The organism is Faecalimonas canis (assembly GCF_054601575.1).
Window position 1 is genome coordinate 45,689 of record NZ_BAAHSI010000028.1, and the last position, 15,556, is coordinate 61,244.

Annotated in this window: 16 protein-coding genes; 5 read left to right on the forward strand and 11 right to left on the reverse strand. The window is 37.7% G+C overall.

Annotated elements, in window-relative coordinates:
* Positions 1 to 5: 5 nt before the first annotated feature.
* Positions 6 to 2,276 (reverse strand): heavy metal translocating P-type ATPase, encoded by a 2,271-nt coding sequence (locus ACYPXO_RS08365; protein WP_459640132.1) that lies wholly within the window; start codon positions 2,274 to 2,276, stop codon positions 6 to 8.
* A 158-nt stretch (positions 2,277 to 2,434) separates the two neighbouring features.
* On the opposite strand from ACYPXO_RS08365, the gene ACYPXO_RS08370 reads away from it, so the two are divergent.
* Positions 2,435 to 2,935, forward strand: a complete 501-nt coding sequence (locus ACYPXO_RS08370; protein WP_459640133.1) for a GNAT family N-acetyltransferase — start codon at positions 2,435 to 2,437, stop codon at positions 2,933 to 2,935.
* A 40-nt stretch (positions 2,936 to 2,975) separates the two neighbouring features.
* Positions 2,976 to 3,812, forward strand: coding sequence for a MerR family transcriptional regulator (locus ACYPXO_RS08375; protein ID WP_459640134.1), 837 nt, complete (start codon positions 2,976 to 2,978; stop codon positions 3,810 to 3,812).
* Between the two features lie 19 nt (positions 3,813 to 3,831).
* Here ACYPXO_RS08375 and ACYPXO_RS08380 read toward each other — a convergent pair whose 3' ends face one another.
* From ACYPXO_RS08380 to aroD, 7 genes are all read right to left on the reverse strand, one after another.
* Positions 3,832 to 4,506, reverse strand: a complete 675-nt coding sequence (locus ACYPXO_RS08380; RefSeq protein ID WP_459640135.1) for a uracil-DNA glycosylase — start codon at positions 4,504 to 4,506, stop codon at positions 3,832 to 3,834.
* Positions 4,507 to 4,530: 24 nt separating this feature from the next.
* Complete coding sequence (locus ACYPXO_RS08385) at positions 4,531 to 6,006, reverse strand: sensor histidine kinase (protein ID WP_459640136.1); 1,476 nt, start codon at positions 6,004 to 6,006, stop codon at positions 4,531 to 4,533.
* Positions 6,006 to 6,683, reverse strand: a complete 678-nt coding sequence (locus ACYPXO_RS08390; protein ID WP_459640137.1) for a response regulator transcription factor — start codon at positions 6,681 to 6,683, stop codon at positions 6,006 to 6,008. The genes ACYPXO_RS08385 and ACYPXO_RS08390 overlap by 1 nt, the downstream gene beginning before the upstream one ends.
* A gap of 65 nt (positions 6,684 to 6,748) precedes the next feature.
* On the reverse strand, positions 6,749 to 7,642 hold the full coding sequence (locus ACYPXO_RS08395; protein WP_459640138.1) for a ComEC/Rec2 family competence protein: 894 nt from the start codon (positions 7,640 to 7,642) through the stop codon (positions 6,749 to 6,751).
* A gap of 81 nt (positions 7,643 to 7,723) precedes the next feature.
* A complete protein-coding gene (aroF, locus tag ACYPXO_RS08400; RefSeq protein WP_459640139.1) occupies positions 7,724 to 8,740 on the reverse strand; it encodes a 3-deoxy-7-phosphoheptulonate synthase in 1,017 nt (338 codons plus the stop codon).
* Entirely contained in the window at positions 8,737 to 9,741 is a 1,005-nt protein-coding gene (gene aroB, locus ACYPXO_RS08405) for a 3-dehydroquinate synthase (protein WP_459640140.1), read from the reverse strand. The genes aroF and aroB overlap by 4 nt, the downstream gene beginning before the upstream one ends.
* Before the next feature lie 21 nt (positions 9,742 to 9,762).
* The gene (gene aroD, locus ACYPXO_RS08410) at positions 9,763 to 10,524 is read right to left on the reverse strand and encodes a type I 3-dehydroquinate dehydratase (RefSeq protein WP_459640141.1); all 762 of its coding nucleotides are present in this window, start codon (positions 10,522 to 10,524) and stop codon (positions 9,763 to 9,765) included.
* Between the two features lie 122 nt (positions 10,525 to 10,646).
* Between aroD and aroE the strand changes: the two genes are divergently transcribed.
* Positions 10,647 to 11,519, forward strand: a complete 873-nt coding sequence (aroE, locus tag ACYPXO_RS08415) for a shikimate dehydrogenase (protein WP_459640142.1) — start codon at positions 10,647 to 10,649, stop codon at positions 11,517 to 11,519.
* Positions 11,520 to 11,725: 206 nt separating this feature from the next.
* On the opposite strand, the gene ACYPXO_RS08420 is transcribed toward aroE, so the two are convergent.
* Complete coding sequence (locus ACYPXO_RS08420) at positions 11,726 to 11,887, reverse strand: hypothetical protein (RefSeq protein ID WP_459640143.1); 162 nt, start codon at positions 11,885 to 11,887, stop codon at positions 11,726 to 11,728.
* Between the two features lie 51 nt (positions 11,888 to 11,938).
* On the reverse strand, positions 11,939 to 13,312 hold the full coding sequence (locus ACYPXO_RS08425) for an MATE family efflux transporter (RefSeq protein ID WP_459640144.1): 1,374 nt from the start codon (positions 13,310 to 13,312) through the stop codon (positions 11,939 to 11,941).
* Positions 13,313 to 13,415: 103 nt separating this feature from the next.
* Here ACYPXO_RS08425 and ACYPXO_RS08430 point away from each other — a divergent pair, with 103 nt between their 5' ends.
* Both ACYPXO_RS08430 and ACYPXO_RS08435 read left to right on the forward strand, forming a co-directional pair.
* Complete coding sequence (locus ACYPXO_RS08430; RefSeq protein WP_459640145.1) at positions 13,416 to 13,889, forward strand: NADH-quinone oxidoreductase subunit NuoE family protein; 474 nt, start codon at positions 13,416 to 13,418, stop codon at positions 13,887 to 13,889.
* Positions 13,890 to 13,913: 24 nt separating this feature from the next.
* Complete coding sequence (locus tag ACYPXO_RS08435; protein WP_459640146.1) at positions 13,914 to 14,135, forward strand: hypothetical protein; 222 nt, start codon at positions 13,914 to 13,916, stop codon at positions 14,133 to 14,135.
* A gap of 25 nt (positions 14,136 to 14,160) precedes the next feature.
* Here ACYPXO_RS08435 and ACYPXO_RS08440 read toward each other — a convergent pair whose 3' ends face one another.
* The gene (locus ACYPXO_RS08440) at positions 14,161 to 15,408 is read right to left on the reverse strand and encodes a serine hydroxymethyltransferase (protein ID WP_459640147.1); all 1,248 of its coding nucleotides are present in this window, start codon (positions 15,406 to 15,408) and stop codon (positions 14,161 to 14,163) included.
* Positions 15,409 to 15,556: the final 148 nt, after the last annotated feature.

Consider the following 15,556-nt stretch of genomic DNA (forward strand, 5'->3'; position numbering starts at 1 on the left):
ATTCCTTATTTCTTATATAAAATTCGTATTGCATTTAACACACAAAGCATTGCTACTCCCGTGTCTGCAAAAACTGCCAACCACATATTTGCAAACCCTAAAAGTCCAAGCACCATTACAAGTGCCTTTATCGCCAAAGCAAACACCACATTCTGCATGGCAATTTTCCCTGTCTGTTTCGCAATGCGAATAGATGTTGGTATCGCTTCCACAGATGAACTCATAAATACAACATCCGCTACTTCAATGGCAACATCCGCCCCATTTCCCATTGCCGCTCCTACATCCGCTCCCGCAAGTACAGGTGCATCATTGATTCCATCACCTACAAACATAACCGCACCTTTTTCCTTACGAATTTGCTGTAATTTTTCCAACTTATCCTGCGGAAGAAGTTGTGCATAAACATTCTCAATTCCAACCTCTCTCGCAATAGCATCTGCACTTTTTTTAGCATCTCCGGTCAGCATTGTAATATCCACATTTTCTTTTTTTATCTGACGCACGGCTGAAACCGCATCTTCTTTAATCGTATCCGCAATAACAAGGTAACCGATAAATTTTCCATTTAAAGCAACCAACACTTCCGTGCCATATGATTTTTTTTCATATTCCCCTAAATCTATCTGATTTTCTTCCATTAAAGAACGATTTCCACAGAGGACCTCTCCCTCTTTTAATACCGCACGAATACCTTTACCGGAAATTTCTTCCGCTTTATGCGGACGTTCTAACTTAATTTCTCTTTCTTTTCCCGCATTGACAATGCTATTTCCAATTGGATGAGTAGAAATCATCTCGCAATTTCCTGCCAAACGAAGTAAATCTTCCTCTGTTCCTTCCATAACAACACATTTCTGTAATGCAAAATTCCCTTCAGTTATCGTTCCCGTTTTATCTACAACAACCTGTTTTACATCTTTTAACGCCTCTAGCGCCAAACCTCCTTTAAATAAAATTCCTCTCTTAGAACCTGCACCAATTCCCGAAAAAAATGCAAGCGGAACACTTAAAACTAATGCACAAGGACAACTAATAACAAGGAATGTAATTGCCGTATAAATCCAATGTTCCCAATTTCCTGTAAATAACGATGGTATAATTGCTGTTGCTAATGCAAGTGTAACGACAAATGGTGTGTATACTCTCGCAAATTTTGTAATAAAACGATCAATCTTCGGTTTGCTTGAAGCTGCATTTTCCACAGAATGTAAAATTCGACTTACCATGGAGTCTTCCAAAACTTTTTCTACTTTTATTTTCAGCACTCCGGTTAAGTTTACACAACCTGAAGTTACTTTTTCACCTGCTTTTACTTCTATCGGGACAGGTTCACCCGTAACGGCCGAAGTATCAATCTGACTCTCACCTTCCACAATAACACTGTCCAATGGAATTCTGTCGCCAGCACGGACAAGAACAATATCTCCTACCTGAGCCTCTTCTGACGGAATTATTTCTACATTTTCACCTATTACTTTATTTACTACTTCCGGACGTAAATCCACCGCCTCCATAATCTGTGAACGACTTCTTTCTACTGCAATGTGTTCAAATAGTTCTCCAATGCGATAAAAAAGCATAACTCCTACCGCCTCTGAAAATTCTCCTATAACAAAAGCAGCTAAAGTTGCCAGACTCATCAAAAAGTTTTCATCAAAAATTCTTCCTTTCAAAAGATTTTTCCCCGCGGTAAGAACAATTTTTCCACCTAGAATAAGATAAGAAAGGACAAATAGAACAGAGGGCAGCATTTCTATTTTATCATCTAAAATTATTCCGGCGAAAAATAAAATCGCCCCCATTCCAATGCTAATTATCTCGCTCTTTTTACTCTCCTTCTTTTTCTCTTCACGAATTTCTTTTACACTCTGCTTTTTTTCTCTAATCACAACTCCGTCTTCCACAGAATCGCAGGCTTTTTGTAGTAACGGAAGTAAATCTTTTTTAGAATTAGAAGCCACCTGTAATTGTTTCGTGGCAAATATAAGAATTGCTTCCTCAACTTCCGGCAACTCATTAATTTTCTTCTCAATTTTACTTGCACAGTTTGCACAATCTATATTTTCTATTGTATATACTATTTTTTTTGCATGACTCGTTAATTCTTTTTTCTCTTCTTCACTATGATGATGTTCATGTTCACAACAACAATCATGGTGGGAATGTTCTCCCTCATGTGCATGGTGGTCATGTTTTTCATGGTGGCCACAACATTCATGATGATTATGATGGTCATGACCACAGTTACATTTCTTTATCTGGTGTTCAGCCATATTTGTTCCTCCTTAATATGAATAATTGTTCATACGTTCATGTAACCACTTTTTTATAGTTTTGTCAATAGAAAATAACAAACAATTTCTATTTTCCTTAAAATATTAAAAATGATATACTGTCATTACAGAATTTCAATTAAACAGGAGATGTGACAATGGAACTAAGAAAATATAATGCAAACGACTGTAAAGAATTAGCACAACTCTTTTATGACACAGTTCATACAATAAATGCCAAAGATTATACAAAAGAGCAATTAAATGTATGGGCAACGGGACAGATAGATTTTGAAAAATGGAACGCCTCCTTATCCGAAAATTATACCGTTATCGCTGTAGAAAAAAATGTGATTGTCGGATTTGGTGATATGGACAAAACGGGGTATCTCGACCGGCTGTTTGTACATAAAGATTATCAGAGAAAAGGTATTGCCACCGCTATCTGTGACAAGTTGGAGAAAACTTTCCCCCCATCTTACACTACACACGCAACCATTACGGCAAAACCTTTTTTTGAAAAAAGAGGGTATGTGATTGTGAGAAAGCAACAGGTAAAGAGAAACGGCATTTTTCTTACCAATTTTGTAATGAAAAAAATATTTCCCCATAAAAGCAAAAATCACTGCCATTTTCTTGACTGTAAACCTTATTTATAGTGTATTTTATGAGTATACCAACAAGAAAGAAGGGATTTATATGAACATAAGAGAAGTTGAAGAACAAACCGGTCTGCCACGTTCCAACATTCGTTTCTATGAAAAGGAAAATTTAATTCTTCCACTGCGAAACGAAAAAAACGGATATCGCGTATACTCTGAAAAAGATGTTGAAAATATCAAAAAAATTGCTTACCTAAGAACTCTCGGACTTTCTGTTGAAAATATCCGAAATATTATAGAAGAAAAAATTTCTCTACAGGAATCCATCCAACAACAGTACTCTCTTTTGGACAAGGAATTAAAAGAGCTGGAGAATGCTAAGATTTTATGTGAAAAAATGCTTTCTACTCCAAACATAAATTATGACACACTGAATGTCCAAAAATATGTCACGGAACTGCCGGAGTACTGGAGTGCAAACCGCTCTGTATTCAAATTAGATTCTGTCAGTTTTTTGTATATTTGGGGAAGTTTTATTACATGGGCAGTTATTACAATGCTCTGCCTGTCCATAGGCTTATTATTTTATCCGAAACTCCCGCCGGAAATTCCTATACAATATAGTCACGGTTCCGCAACATCCTTCGCAAACAAACATTTTATTTTTGCTTATCCGATAATTTGTATCCTCGTACGTTACATATTACGTTTTTGCATCTATGCGAAATTCCAAATGAATAATGCATACAACAGTATTATCGCTGAGTATTTAACAAATTTTATATGTTTCATTGTATTATCCGCAGAAGTCTTTTCTATTCTGTTTATCTATCATATCGTCAAAAATATTGTATTTCTCTTATTTATAGATACTGCCGTATTTATTTTAATATTGATTATAGGTCTTACTAAATTAAGTTTGAACGAAAAATAAAGAGAGGGATTCCCCTCTCTTATCTACTCTCTATCTGCCAGTCAATCGGCTCGACTCCATGCGCCTTCAAAAATTCATTTGTTTTACTAAACGGTTTGCTGCCAAAAAATCCACGGTACGCCGATAGTGGACTCGGATGTGGCGCTTCCAAAATCAAATGTTTTGGATTTGTCAACATAGACTTCTTCGCCTGCGCAGGTTTTCCCCACAAAATATACACAATCGGTCTGTCCTGTGCATTCACCGCACGGAGTGCCGCATCTGTAAACTCTTCCCATCCAATTCCCCTGTGAGAATTTGCCTGATGCGCTCGCACTGTCAAAACCGTATTGAGCATAAGCACTCCCTGCTTTGCCCATTTTGTCAAATATCCGTGATTTGCAATCTCGCATCCCAAGTCATCATGTAGTTCCTTGTAAATATTTACAAGTGACGGCGGAATTTCCACCTCCGGTTTTACAGAAAAACAAAGTCCATGTGCCTGATTTACATTATGATACGGGTCCTGCCCCAATATAACCACCTTTACATTTTTCAATGGTGTTAAATGAAATGCGTTAAAAATATCATCTGCCGGTGGAAAAATAAGATGTGTATGATATTCTTCCAATACTTTTTTATGCAGCTTAGCATAGTATGGCTTCTTAAACTCATCTTTTAACGCATCCAGCCAGTCATTATTAATTGCTCCCATGTCGGTATCTCCTTCTTTACTTCCTTATTTCAAATCCAATTCCATAAAAAATTCTACACCGTTATCATAATTCTTCACACCATACTCTTTATGGAAAGATTCCATAATCGCCTTGACAATGGAAAGTCCAATACCATTTCCTCCGTACTCTCTCGTGCGCGCTTTATCTACTTTGTAAAATTTATCCCAAATATGTCCTATATCTTCTTCCGGAATCGGAGAACCTGTGTTGAATACGGAAACTCTCACCGTTTCTTCTTTCTTCACAATCTTAATTTCAATTATATTCTCTCCCGTCACATGATTCAAGGCATTACTTATATAATTTCGGATAACCTGCTCTGCCTTAAACTCATCTGCCCAGACATAAACCGACTCTTCCATAACAAAATTGATTTTCACACCTTTTTGTTGAATTAGAATATCACAAGACTGGATAACTCCCCGAACCAATTCCACAATGTCAAACCGTTCAAATGTAATTTCTTCTTTACCGAATTCCAACTGATTTAACGTCAAAAGATTTCTTACCATTTGGTTCATCTTATTTGCCTCGTCCATAATGACATCACAATAAAACTCACGGCTTTCTATATCATCACTAACGCCTTCTTTCAGTCCTTCCGCATATCCTTGAATTAATGCAATCGGAGTTTTCAACTCATGAGAAACATTTCCCAAAAATTCTGTACGCATTGTTTCAATCTGTTCCTTTTGTTCAATATCCTTCAGCAATTCATTGTTGGCGCTTTTCAATTCAGAAATCGTTGTTTCCAATTTTTCCGACATTTTATTAAAATTGCAGCCTAAAACCCCTATTTCATTTTTCCCGCCACTCGTATATTTTGCATCAAAATCCAAGTCTGCCATTTTCTCCGAAAGTGTTGCCAATTCTAAAATCGGGTCGGTAATCTTCTTTGAAAAATACCAGATAATCGCAATGCTAATAAGGATAACGCCAACTCCGATATACATAAGAAAACGGTTGAAAATAACAACACTTTCCCGAATACTTTCCAGAGGCGTTCTAAATAAAAATACATACCCATTAGAAAAATTCCCCCACATCTCCAAATATTCCATTTTATTGCGAGGGTCTTTCGCTTTCCTAAGTTCATAATATTCCTTATTTTCAAGAAGTTTACTTTCTTTCTGATTGATATTAAAACGGTAACCTACTAAACGGGTTTTTAACTCTTCGTTTTCCGCATCCGTACGCATTTTAATTCTTATACTTCCGGTAGCATCCGTTACAATGAGGGATACATTGCTTTTTTCTACCATAGGTCCTAAAGTCTTATTCAGATTTTCCGAATCTATCCCCACATCTTCTTTCAAAAAGTTATCGAGAGAATTATATATATTTGTTAATACCTGCATTTTATTCTGCACATAGTATTCTTCCAAAAATCTGCCATTCATAATAAAAACAGCTAAAAGAATAAATATAACAATCCCTATGAACACAGTTGCCATCTGACGTTTAATTGAATATTTCATTACGACACCTCAAATTTGTACCCCATACCCCAAATGGTTTTAATATAATCTCCTTTATCTCCCAGTTTACTTCTCAATTTTTTCACATGAGTATCAATTGTCCTCGCATCACCAAAATAATCATAATTCCATACATTGTTCAATATCTTCTCTCTCGAAAGTGCAATCCCCTGATTTTCCACAAAATATGCCAGCAATTCAAATTCTTTATAACTCAAATCAATCGGCTTATTGTCAATCGTAACAAGATGCGCTGTCTTGTCTATAACTATCCCGCCTGCATCAACAGACTCTTCGGAAAACAATACATTAGTCCTTCTTAAAATTGCTTCAACTCTAGCCACCAAAATCTTTGGACTGAACGGTTTGGAAATATATTCATCTACGCCCAAATCAAATCCCTGCAACTCATCTCTCTCATCTGCTCTTGCTGTTAGCATAATAATCGGAACTTGAGAAATCTGACGTACTTCCCTGCATACCTGCCAACCATCCATCTTCGGCATCATTACGTCCAAAATCAAAAGGGCAATATCCTTATGTTCATAAAAAACATCCATCGCCTCAAGGCCGTCCCCTGCCTCAAGCACATTAAATCCGTCCCTCTCCAAAAAGTCTTTCACTAACTTTCTCATTCTGCTTTCATCATCTACTACTAATATCTTCAATCGCTCCATAATTTCTTCTCCTTGTCACTTATCTCCTTTTATCCTATCAAAGAAATATGTTTCTTTTGTGAAAATTACAGATTTTCCCTTACCGGTTCTACATTACTCTTTAATTTTTCTCCGTCACTTGTGAAAATAACAGTTCCCTGTTCATCTGTCCGAAATAATTTTATTTTCCTTTTTCGCACTCGTTTTAAAACAGCACTATGCGGATGCCCAAAAGGATTTTCTTTTGCACAACACACTACGGCATAATTCGGTGAAACTTCTTTCAAAAATTTCATGGAATTTGTATCACTGCTGCCATGATGATTTAACTTTAATACATCTGACTTCAAATATACTTTTGTTTTCAACAGCCTTTTTTCCATTTCTTTACTGATGTCCCCACAAAACAGAAAACTGTGCTTTCCATTATAAATCCTTAAAATAAGCGATGAATCATTGATATCCTCATAAATTTTATTTGGATTTGGAGAAAGAAATATCATTTTTGCTTCCCCAAACTCCCTTACCTCTTTCCAGTCCGGCACTGTTATCGGAATATTTTTCGCTTTCGCCGTTTCTCGAATATCAATATATGTGTGTGTTCTATATGTCTGTTTCGGTAAAAATAGTTCACCGACTTCAAAATTATATAAAACCGCATCAATTCCACCGATGTGATCTTCATGACCGTGAGTCCCTATGACATAATCGAGATAAGTTATCCCCTCTTTACGAAGATATTCTACCACTTTTCCACCTGACGCATTCGTTCCGCCGTCAATCAACATATTTTTCCCACCGGACTGTATCAAAATGGCTTCCGATTGCCCCGTATCCATAAAATGTACTCTTAATTCCCCTGACGCATCCTGTAAAACTTTTTTTGTTTCCCATTTCTCCTGAAACCGTAAGAAAATGGCGGTCAGACAAACTATAATAATCGCAATACTTATCCGGTGGACTTTCCTTTTCTTGTTCATGTTGCACACCTCTTTTTTTCAGTAGTGTGCCACATTTTGATACAATTTATAAAAGAGCGAGTAATCTTCCCGCTCTTTTTCTTACATACTTCTTCCGACAACCTCTGCAACTACTTTACATTTATCAATCATTGTTTTAAATTTCTCCGGTTTCAATGACTGAGCCCCGTCGCTCCATGCACATTCAGGATTATCATGTACTTCCACAATCAGACCATCCGCTCCCGCTGCTACCGCCGCAAGACTCATGGATTCCACAAGTTCCCAATCTCCCGTTGCATGAGAAGGATCAATAATAATAGGCAAATGACTTTTTCGTTTGATTATTGGCACAACACTTAAATCCAAAGTATTTCTTGTATATTTTTCAAATGTACGAATTCCCCTCTCACATAGAATAACCTGATCATTTCCGCCCGCCATAATATATTCTGCAGACATCAGCCACTCCTCAATTGTATTTGCCAATCCTCTCTTTAACAAAATAGGTTTACGAATTTTTCCTAATGCTTTAAGCAAATCAAAGTTTTGCATATTTCTCGCACCTACCTGAATTAAATCGACATTTTCTACAAATTCATCAATTTTATCCGCACTCATAATTTCAGATACTATCGGAAGACCTGTGCGTCTTCTCGCCTCAACCATTGCCTCAATTCCTTCCGTTCCAAGTCCCTGAAACGCATATGGCGATGTACGTGGTTTATACGCCCCTCCGCGAAGCATATCCGCTCCTGCATCTTTAACTTTTTGTGCCAAATCACAGATTTGATCTTTTCCTTCCACAGAACATGGTCCTCCTATGACAACCACTTTCTCCTTTCCACCGATTTTCACACCCGCTACATCAACTACACTATCCTCCAGATGAAAAAGGCGGTTCACTTTTTTATAAGGCGCTCCGATTCTTGTAACATCTTCAATCCATTTATTTGCACGAATTTTTCTCTCGTCAACAACAGTTGTGTCACCGACAATACCAAAAACATTATAATTTGCACCCTGAATAAAATTTACTTCTAATCCCTGCTCTTCAAAACTTCTTACAACTTTATCTACTTCTTCTTGTGGCGCATTTTTCTTACATGTAATAATCATATCTTATTCCCTCTCAAACTTTCTATTTCTATCGGGAGAAGTTTTGCCTCTCCCACTTTATCTACCTGTACAACAGTAACATATTTTCCATTTGCTTTTTTATCTTTTTTTATAAAATGTATCACTTCTTCCACATCATACTCGGCAGATAAAGGTACATTTAATTTATACAAAACTTTTCGGAGTCGCTCACGAATTTCTTCATTTTCCAAAATCATCATCATTCCAATGCCGACACATTCCCCGTGATAATATCCTTCTAAGTGATAAATACTTTCGATTGCGTGTCCGATTGTATGTCCGAAATTTAAAATCTTACGCAGATTTTCTTCTTTCTCATCCTGTTCCACTACATTTTTCTTCACCTTCAAAGCACGAATGATAATCTCTTCCAAGTCCTTTTCTATATCTTCAGTCTTTTCAAACAGTTCAAATAATTCCGCATCCCCAATCAATCCGGCTTTCACTGCCTCGACAAGCCCGTTATGATAATGTCTTTCCGACAAAGTCGCTAATGTATTCAAATCAATCAACACTGCCTCCGGATGATAAAATGTACCGACAACATTTTTTACCTCTCCCATATTTACCGCTACTTTTCCACCTATACTGGAATCAATCTGCGAAAGTGTCGTTGTCGGAATAGACGCAAACCGCATCCCTCGTTTAAATGTTCCTGCCACAAATCCGCTCAAATCGCCGATCACTCCGCCGCCGAGAGCGATAACTAAATCTTTTCTTGAAAAATCCAACTCAAGCAGCCTCTGTAAAATCTGTTCATAAACTCCCAGACTTTTCGTTTCTTCCCCCTGCTTTGCAATAAACAGATAACCTTCTTTACACTGTTTCAGCACTTCCTCGTGATATTGTTTTGGTACACCTTCATCGGTAATTACCATAACTTTACAGTCTAAAGAAATATATTTTTCCAAATGCAGACGACAATCTTTTTCAATATAAACTCGGCTTGTCTTCTCTGCAAGTTGAATATTCATTTCCATTTTCTCTCACCTCATTTTCCTCTATCTTAACTGGTTATGTATCGTTGTCAATATAAAATCCAACTCTCTCACATCAATTTGCCCCGGAGCAGATGTTTTTCCTACAGCCCCGAAGGTAAGTGCCGAGCCTACAAGTTCCCCTGCCAACCTACTTATCACTCCCTGCCCAGACATTGACATTGTCACAACAGGCTGTTTTGCATATAGTCTGCTCATCTCTTCCGTTGCAGTCAAAAGTTCTAACACATCTTTTGCTGATTGAGGCATTACTGCCATTTTTACAATATCTCCCCCCATATCCTGCATTTTACATAACCGCTTTATCATCTCGTCTTTTGATATGGTCTTTTTAAAATCGTGGCTGGAAACAATTACTTTCATTCCCTGTTCTTTCAGTTCCTTTATAAGTCTGTCCGCATTTTCAAATACAAATCCCTCGATATCAATCATATCTGCCAGTTGCGTTTTGGCTATGTTTATATTTAATTCTCTGTATATTTCCTGCGAAACCTCTTTCTCTCCGCCCTCTCCTGCCGTGCGAAAAGTAAATAAAACAGGAATCTCCCCTGCAAACTTCCGCAGCCTGTGCAATGCATCTTTCACTCTTTCCCAGTCAAAAATACCGTCAAACCAGTCACCGCGCCACTCTAATATATCTGCCTTTTGATGCAGTATTTTCTGAACCTGCTCTTCTATTTCTTCCTCAGTTTTGGCTACAATCGGCACGATAATCTTCGGTTTTCCCTCTCCTATGACTATTTTTCTCACTCTCACTCTGTTCATGTACCGCCTCCAAAATAACTAAATTATACTTATATTACCACACTTTCCCCCTCTACAAAAAGTATTTTCTTGACTTCTTTTTAAAAGGGTTTTAGTCTATAAAAATATAGGAGGGTTTTACGATGAATAATGAAATTGACGGACACACCATTTTAACGGGTCTACTAGGCAGCCCTGTTTCCCACAGCATTTCACCACTTATGCACAACGAATCTTTTCGCCAACTAGATTTAAATTACATTTACCTTGCATTTGACGTAAAAACTGACAAACTACAGACAGCTGTTGAAGGTTTGCGTGCATTAAACGTACGCGGTTTCAACCTGACCATGCCAAACAAAAATGAAATGTGTAAATTGTGTGACAGACTATCCCCTGCGGCAAAAATCAGCGGGGCGGTAAACACAGTTGTAAATGATAACGGCATCCTCACCGGATACACGACAGACGGTATAGGTTATATGCAGTCATTAAAAGAAGCGGGGCATAATGTCATCGGCAAAAAAATGACTCTGCTCGGCGCTGGCGGAGCATCCACCGCCATACTTGTACAAGCCGCTCTTGACGGCGTAAAAGAAATATCTGTTTTCAACAACAGAAGTTTCTCTTTTATCCGCATGGAAAAGGTAATCGAAGAATTAAAAACGGTATCGGATTGTGAAATTCACTTATACGATTACTCTGATGAAAAAATACTTAGACGGGAAATTTCTGAAAGCATCCTGTTGACAAACGGAACATCTGTCGGCATGGCGCCACACACTGACGCTTCTATCATTACAGACTGTAGTATGTTCCACAAAGATTTAATTGTTTCTGATGTCATTTACAACCCACGGGAAACAAAACTTCTTCAGATGGCAAGAAACTTCGGATGCCCGACACTCAACGGACTTTATATGCTTTTGTTTCAAGGTGCAGAGGCCTTTAAATTGTGGACCGGAAAAGAAATGCCTGTGGAAATGGTGAAAGGGAAATATTTTTTGGGGACGTAGTGAAATTCAGTTTTGTGGCGTCCCGAATTAACTTTTAGTGTGTCCCAAAATATAAAATGCCCTGTCTCTTTTTGAAAATATACCATAAAATTTGATGGTAAAACAAAAAGGGACAGGGCATTCTGTAAAAAGGGACATAGATACTTGCAAAACGGGACGTAGTTTTCTTAAAGAAAACTACGTCCCGTTTCACAGTTTCTTCACATTTAAAATTCTATTCCTTCTTCCGTAGCATTATTCAAATACACAGTAAGTTCATCAATCTTCCGAATCATTTCTTGCTTTTCTTCCCATGCACTCCCCTGCATTTCTTTATTTACTAAACAGGTTTTGATATGTTTTAATTCGTCTATTAATTCTTTATTCATGACAAACCCCTCCTTTGTATTTTACTAATTGTTATCTACATACTACTCCTCTTATTCTAATTTGTCTATAGAATTTATAGACATTTTCTTCATTGTCCGTTTTAACAAGAAAATAGCAACTATTGCAGATACTGTTTCGGCTATTGGAAACGTTACCCATACACCTGTGAGCCCAAATGGTTTTAGAAGCATCATAGATAATGGTACAATAATAATTAACTGACGAAGAAGAGAAACAACCAATGATTCTATTCCTCTTCCCAATGATTCAAATACCCCCGAATATACCGTACCGATTGAGGATACGATAAATCCAAGTCCTATAATGCGAAGTGTCTGCACACCCATTTTCATCATTTCTCCATTTGCATTAAACATTTTTAAAATCGGTTTTGGTACACCGACAAAAAGCAACGTTCCAAATATCATAATTGTCCCTGATACCATAACACTTACTTTAATTACCTGTCTTAAACGATGATGAAGCCCCGCACCGTAGTTATAACTAATAAGTGGTCTCATTCCCTGAATCACTCCATTTGCAGGCATATATACAAATGTCTGCAATTTGAAGTAAATTCCCAGAACCGCAACGGCAGTTCCTGATACCGCAGAAATAATTCCATTTAAAGTCCCAATGAGAATAGATGGCATGGACATCATGATTCCTGACGGAATAGCTACCATATATAATTGTTTTGTAATCTGTTTATTAAATCTGAACCCTTTAAATTTCACATGGATTCCACCGTTGTCCCTGCAGAAAAAGAACACTGATAACGCACAGGCAGACATTTGTCCGATGACAGTTGCAATTGCTGCCCCCTGCACATGCATTTCCGGAAAGCCAAACAGACCAAAAATTAAAATCGGATCTAAAATAATATTGATAATCGCACCGACTCCCTGCATAATCATCGGCATAATCATTTTTCCGGTTGCCTGAAACATTTTTTCAATAGCAATATGAAACAAACTTCCAAAAGACAGACAAATAACAATGTAAGTATACTGACATCCCCATTTAAAAATAGTAGGGTCATCCGTAAATAAACGGAAAAACGGTTTAATACAAAATATACCGATTAAAATAAACATAATTGAATGAATCGCTGTAAAGACCATTCCGTGTGTGGCAGTTTTATCCACCATATCCTGTTTTCCTGCCCCCATATTTCTTGCTATCCCTGCATTCAGACCTACTCCAAGTCCTACCGCTACGGATAATACAAGGTTTTGAAGCGGAAAAGCAAGGGAAACCGCAGTCAATGCATCTTTCCCGAGCTGTGCAACAAAAATACTATCCACAATATTATACATGGATTGAATTAACATGGATACCATCGGTGGTATAGCCATGGACATCAAAAGAGGAAACACAGGTTTCGTTCCCATTACGTTTTTTGTTTTATTTGTTTTATTCATTTTCAACCTCTCTCCTTTTCTCATTCTTTTCCCTTGCATAAACATTTTCATCATAGTATGATTATTCATTATAATTAAAGTTCACTAGAAGGGATTGTAAATTATGACAAATAATATAGAATATAAATATTTGCTGTTTGAAGAAACCGCAAAGTATTATCAATCATTACAAGCGCAGAATGACCAGGAAACACTTGTACAGTTTTTAAGGGAAACACAGGATATTTTCGGCTGTATTCCACATGACGCCAAAGTGAAAATTAGCGAAATTATGGGAATGGGTACTGTCATCATCGATAAAATCATTTCCATGTATCCCAGTTTAACCGCCGAAAAATTTCAAACAGAAATAACCGTATGCTCCGGCGCTTCCTGCTCCTCAAAAAATGCACAAAAACTGCTCTCTGAAATTCAGACACTTTTGCAGATCCGTCCCGGACAGGTAACAAAGGACGGAAGATATAAACTAACTGCCAAACCTTGCATGAAACAATGCAACAAAGGTCCTAACCTTATGATTGGCAACGCCTTATATCATAACATAGATTTAGAAAAACTAAAAACACTTTTATTATAATTTTTTTACGAAAGGAATGCTGATATGATAAATCCGATGTCATTTTTTAAATACAAAGACGTATGGGCAAGATTTACGGCAAATCACCCTAAATTTCCGCATTTTCTGCAGGCAGTTTCACAAAATGCCCTCTCCGAAGGAACATTGATTGAAATAAATGTTACAACACCTGACGGAAAATCTTATTCATCTAACTTAAAAGTCAAACCGGAAGACATGGAACTTTTGCAAGAATTAAGGGGATAGTATTTTCAACCATCCCCTTGTCCTTTTATTCATAAATCGGATATTTCCTACAAAGTTTCTCTACTTCCCCACGAATTGCATCTGCTTTTTCTTCAAATTCCGTAGCAGTAATCCATAACAACTCCGCAATTTTTTCCATATCCTCCTCTTTCATACCTCTTGAAGTAACTGCCGGCGTTCCGATACGAACTCCTGAAGTAACAAAAGGACTTCTCGGGTCATTTGGAACTGTATTTTTATTGAGCGTAATATATACTTCATCGCACCGTTTCTGCAATTCCTTTCCCGATAAATCAAGATTTCTTAAATCTAACAGCATAAGATGATTGTCCGTTCCACCTGTGAGAATATCAAAACCTTTTCGTTGTAATGCTGCTGACAATGCTTTTGCATTTTTTAAAACCTGTTCCTGATATGTTTTAAATTCGGGTTTCAACGCCTCTCCAAACGCCACCGCTTTAGCCGCAATAATATGCTCCAGCGGACCGCCCTGTGTTCCCGGAAATACTGCTTTGTTTAAATGGAATTTTTCTGCCGCTTCCTGATTTGCCAAAATCATTCCGCCTCTTGCACCTCTAAGTGTCTTGTGAGTCGTTGTCGTCACTACATCTGCATATGGTATCGGACTTTGGTGTAATCCTGCAGCCACAAGCCCCGCAATGTGCGCCATATCTACCATCAAATATGCTCCTACTTTATCTGCAATTTCCCTAAATCTTTTAAAATCAATGGCTCTCGCATAAGCACTTGCACCGGCAATAATCAATTTCGGTTTTGACTCCACGGCAATTCTTTCTACCTCGTCATAGTCAATAAATCCGTTATCATCCACTCCGTATGGTACAATATGGAAATACATTCCTGAGAAATTCACCGGACTTCCATGTGTCAAATGTCCGCCGTGCTCAAGATTCATTCCCATTATCGTATCACCCTGTTTCAACATGGCAATCAACACCGCCATATTCGCCTGTGCACCGGAATGTGGCTGCACATTTGCATAATCACAATGGAATAATTTCTTCGCACGTTCAATAGCAATATTTTCAATTACGTCTATCTGCTCACAGCCCCCGTAATATCGTTTCCCCGAATATCCTTCCGCATACTTATTTGTCAAAACCGTTCCCATTGTTAGCATCACTTCTTCGGAAACAATATTTTCGGATGCAATCAATTCCAAATTTCTACGCTGTCTGTTGCATTCCGACATAATAGCCTGTCCGACTTCCTTATCGTATGCCACGATACGTTCCATTATTTCATTTACCATGTTACGCCCTCCTTTAACAGTATTTTTAAGGTCATCATAACACAGTTTATATCGGGCTTCAATATACCTCCCGACACTTTCCTCTAATGAATAAATATCCACCCGCCTAGCGGGTGGTTTTTCAGTTTCGGGCATAGCCCTAATACTA

Excerpts from the sequence above, each read along its gene's own strand:
- ACYPXO_RS08390 (WP_459640137.1), bottom strand. The coding sequence starts at position 6,683 with ATGGAGCGATTGAAGATATTAGTAGTAGATGATGAAAGCAGAATGAGA.
- ACYPXO_RS08365 (WP_459640132.1), bottom strand. The coding sequence starts at position 2,276 with ATGGCTGAACACCAGATAAAGAAATGTAACTGTGGTCATGACCATCAT.
- ACYPXO_RS08425 (WP_459640144.1), bottom strand. The coding sequence starts at position 13,312 with ATGAATAAAACAAATAAAACAAAAAACGTAATGGGAACGAAACCTGTG.
- ACYPXO_RS08420 (WP_459640143.1), bottom strand. The coding sequence starts at position 11,887 with ATGAATAAAGAATTAATAGACGAATTAAAACATATCAAAACCTGTTTA.
- aroF (WP_459640139.1), bottom strand. The coding sequence starts at position 8,740 with ATGATTATTACATGTAAGAAAAATGCGCCACAAGAAGAAGTAGATAAA.
- ACYPXO_RS08380 (WP_459640135.1), bottom strand. The coding sequence starts at position 4,506 with ATGGGAGCAATTAATAATGACTGGCTGGATGCGTTAAAAGATGAGTTT.
- ACYPXO_RS08370 (WP_459640133.1), top strand. The coding sequence starts at position 2,435 with ATGGAACTAAGAAAATATAATGCAAACGACTGTAAAGAATTAGCACAA.
- aroE (WP_459640142.1), top strand. The coding sequence starts at position 10,647 with ATGAATAATGAAATTGACGGACACACCATTTTAACGGGTCTACTAGGC.
- ACYPXO_RS08385 (WP_459640136.1), bottom strand. The coding sequence starts at position 6,006 with ATGAAATATTCAATTAAACGTCAGATGGCAACTGTGTTCATAGGGATT.
- aroB (WP_459640140.1), bottom strand. The coding sequence starts at position 9,741 with ATGGAAATGAATATTCAACTTGCAGAGAAGACAAGCCGAGTTTATATT.
- ACYPXO_RS08375 (WP_459640134.1), top strand. The coding sequence starts at position 2,976 with ATGAACATAAGAGAAGTTGAAGAACAAACCGGTCTGCCACGTTCCAAC.
- ACYPXO_RS08440 (WP_459640147.1), bottom strand. The coding sequence starts at position 15,408 with ATGGTAAATGAAATAATGGAACGTATCGTGGCATACGATAAGGAAGTC.
- ACYPXO_RS08435 (WP_459640146.1), top strand. The coding sequence starts at position 13,914 with ATGATAAATCCGATGTCATTTTTTAAATACAAAGACGTATGGGCAAGA.
- ACYPXO_RS08430 (WP_459640145.1), top strand. The coding sequence starts at position 13,416 with ATGACAAATAATATAGAATATAAATATTTGCTGTTTGAAGAAACCGCA.
- ACYPXO_RS08395 (WP_459640138.1), bottom strand. The coding sequence starts at position 7,642 with ATGAACAAGAAAAGGAAAGTCCACCGGATAAGTATTGCGATTATTATA.
- aroD (WP_459640141.1), bottom strand. The coding sequence starts at position 10,524 with ATGAACAGAGTGAGAGTGAGAAAAATAGTCATAGGAGAGGGAAAACCG.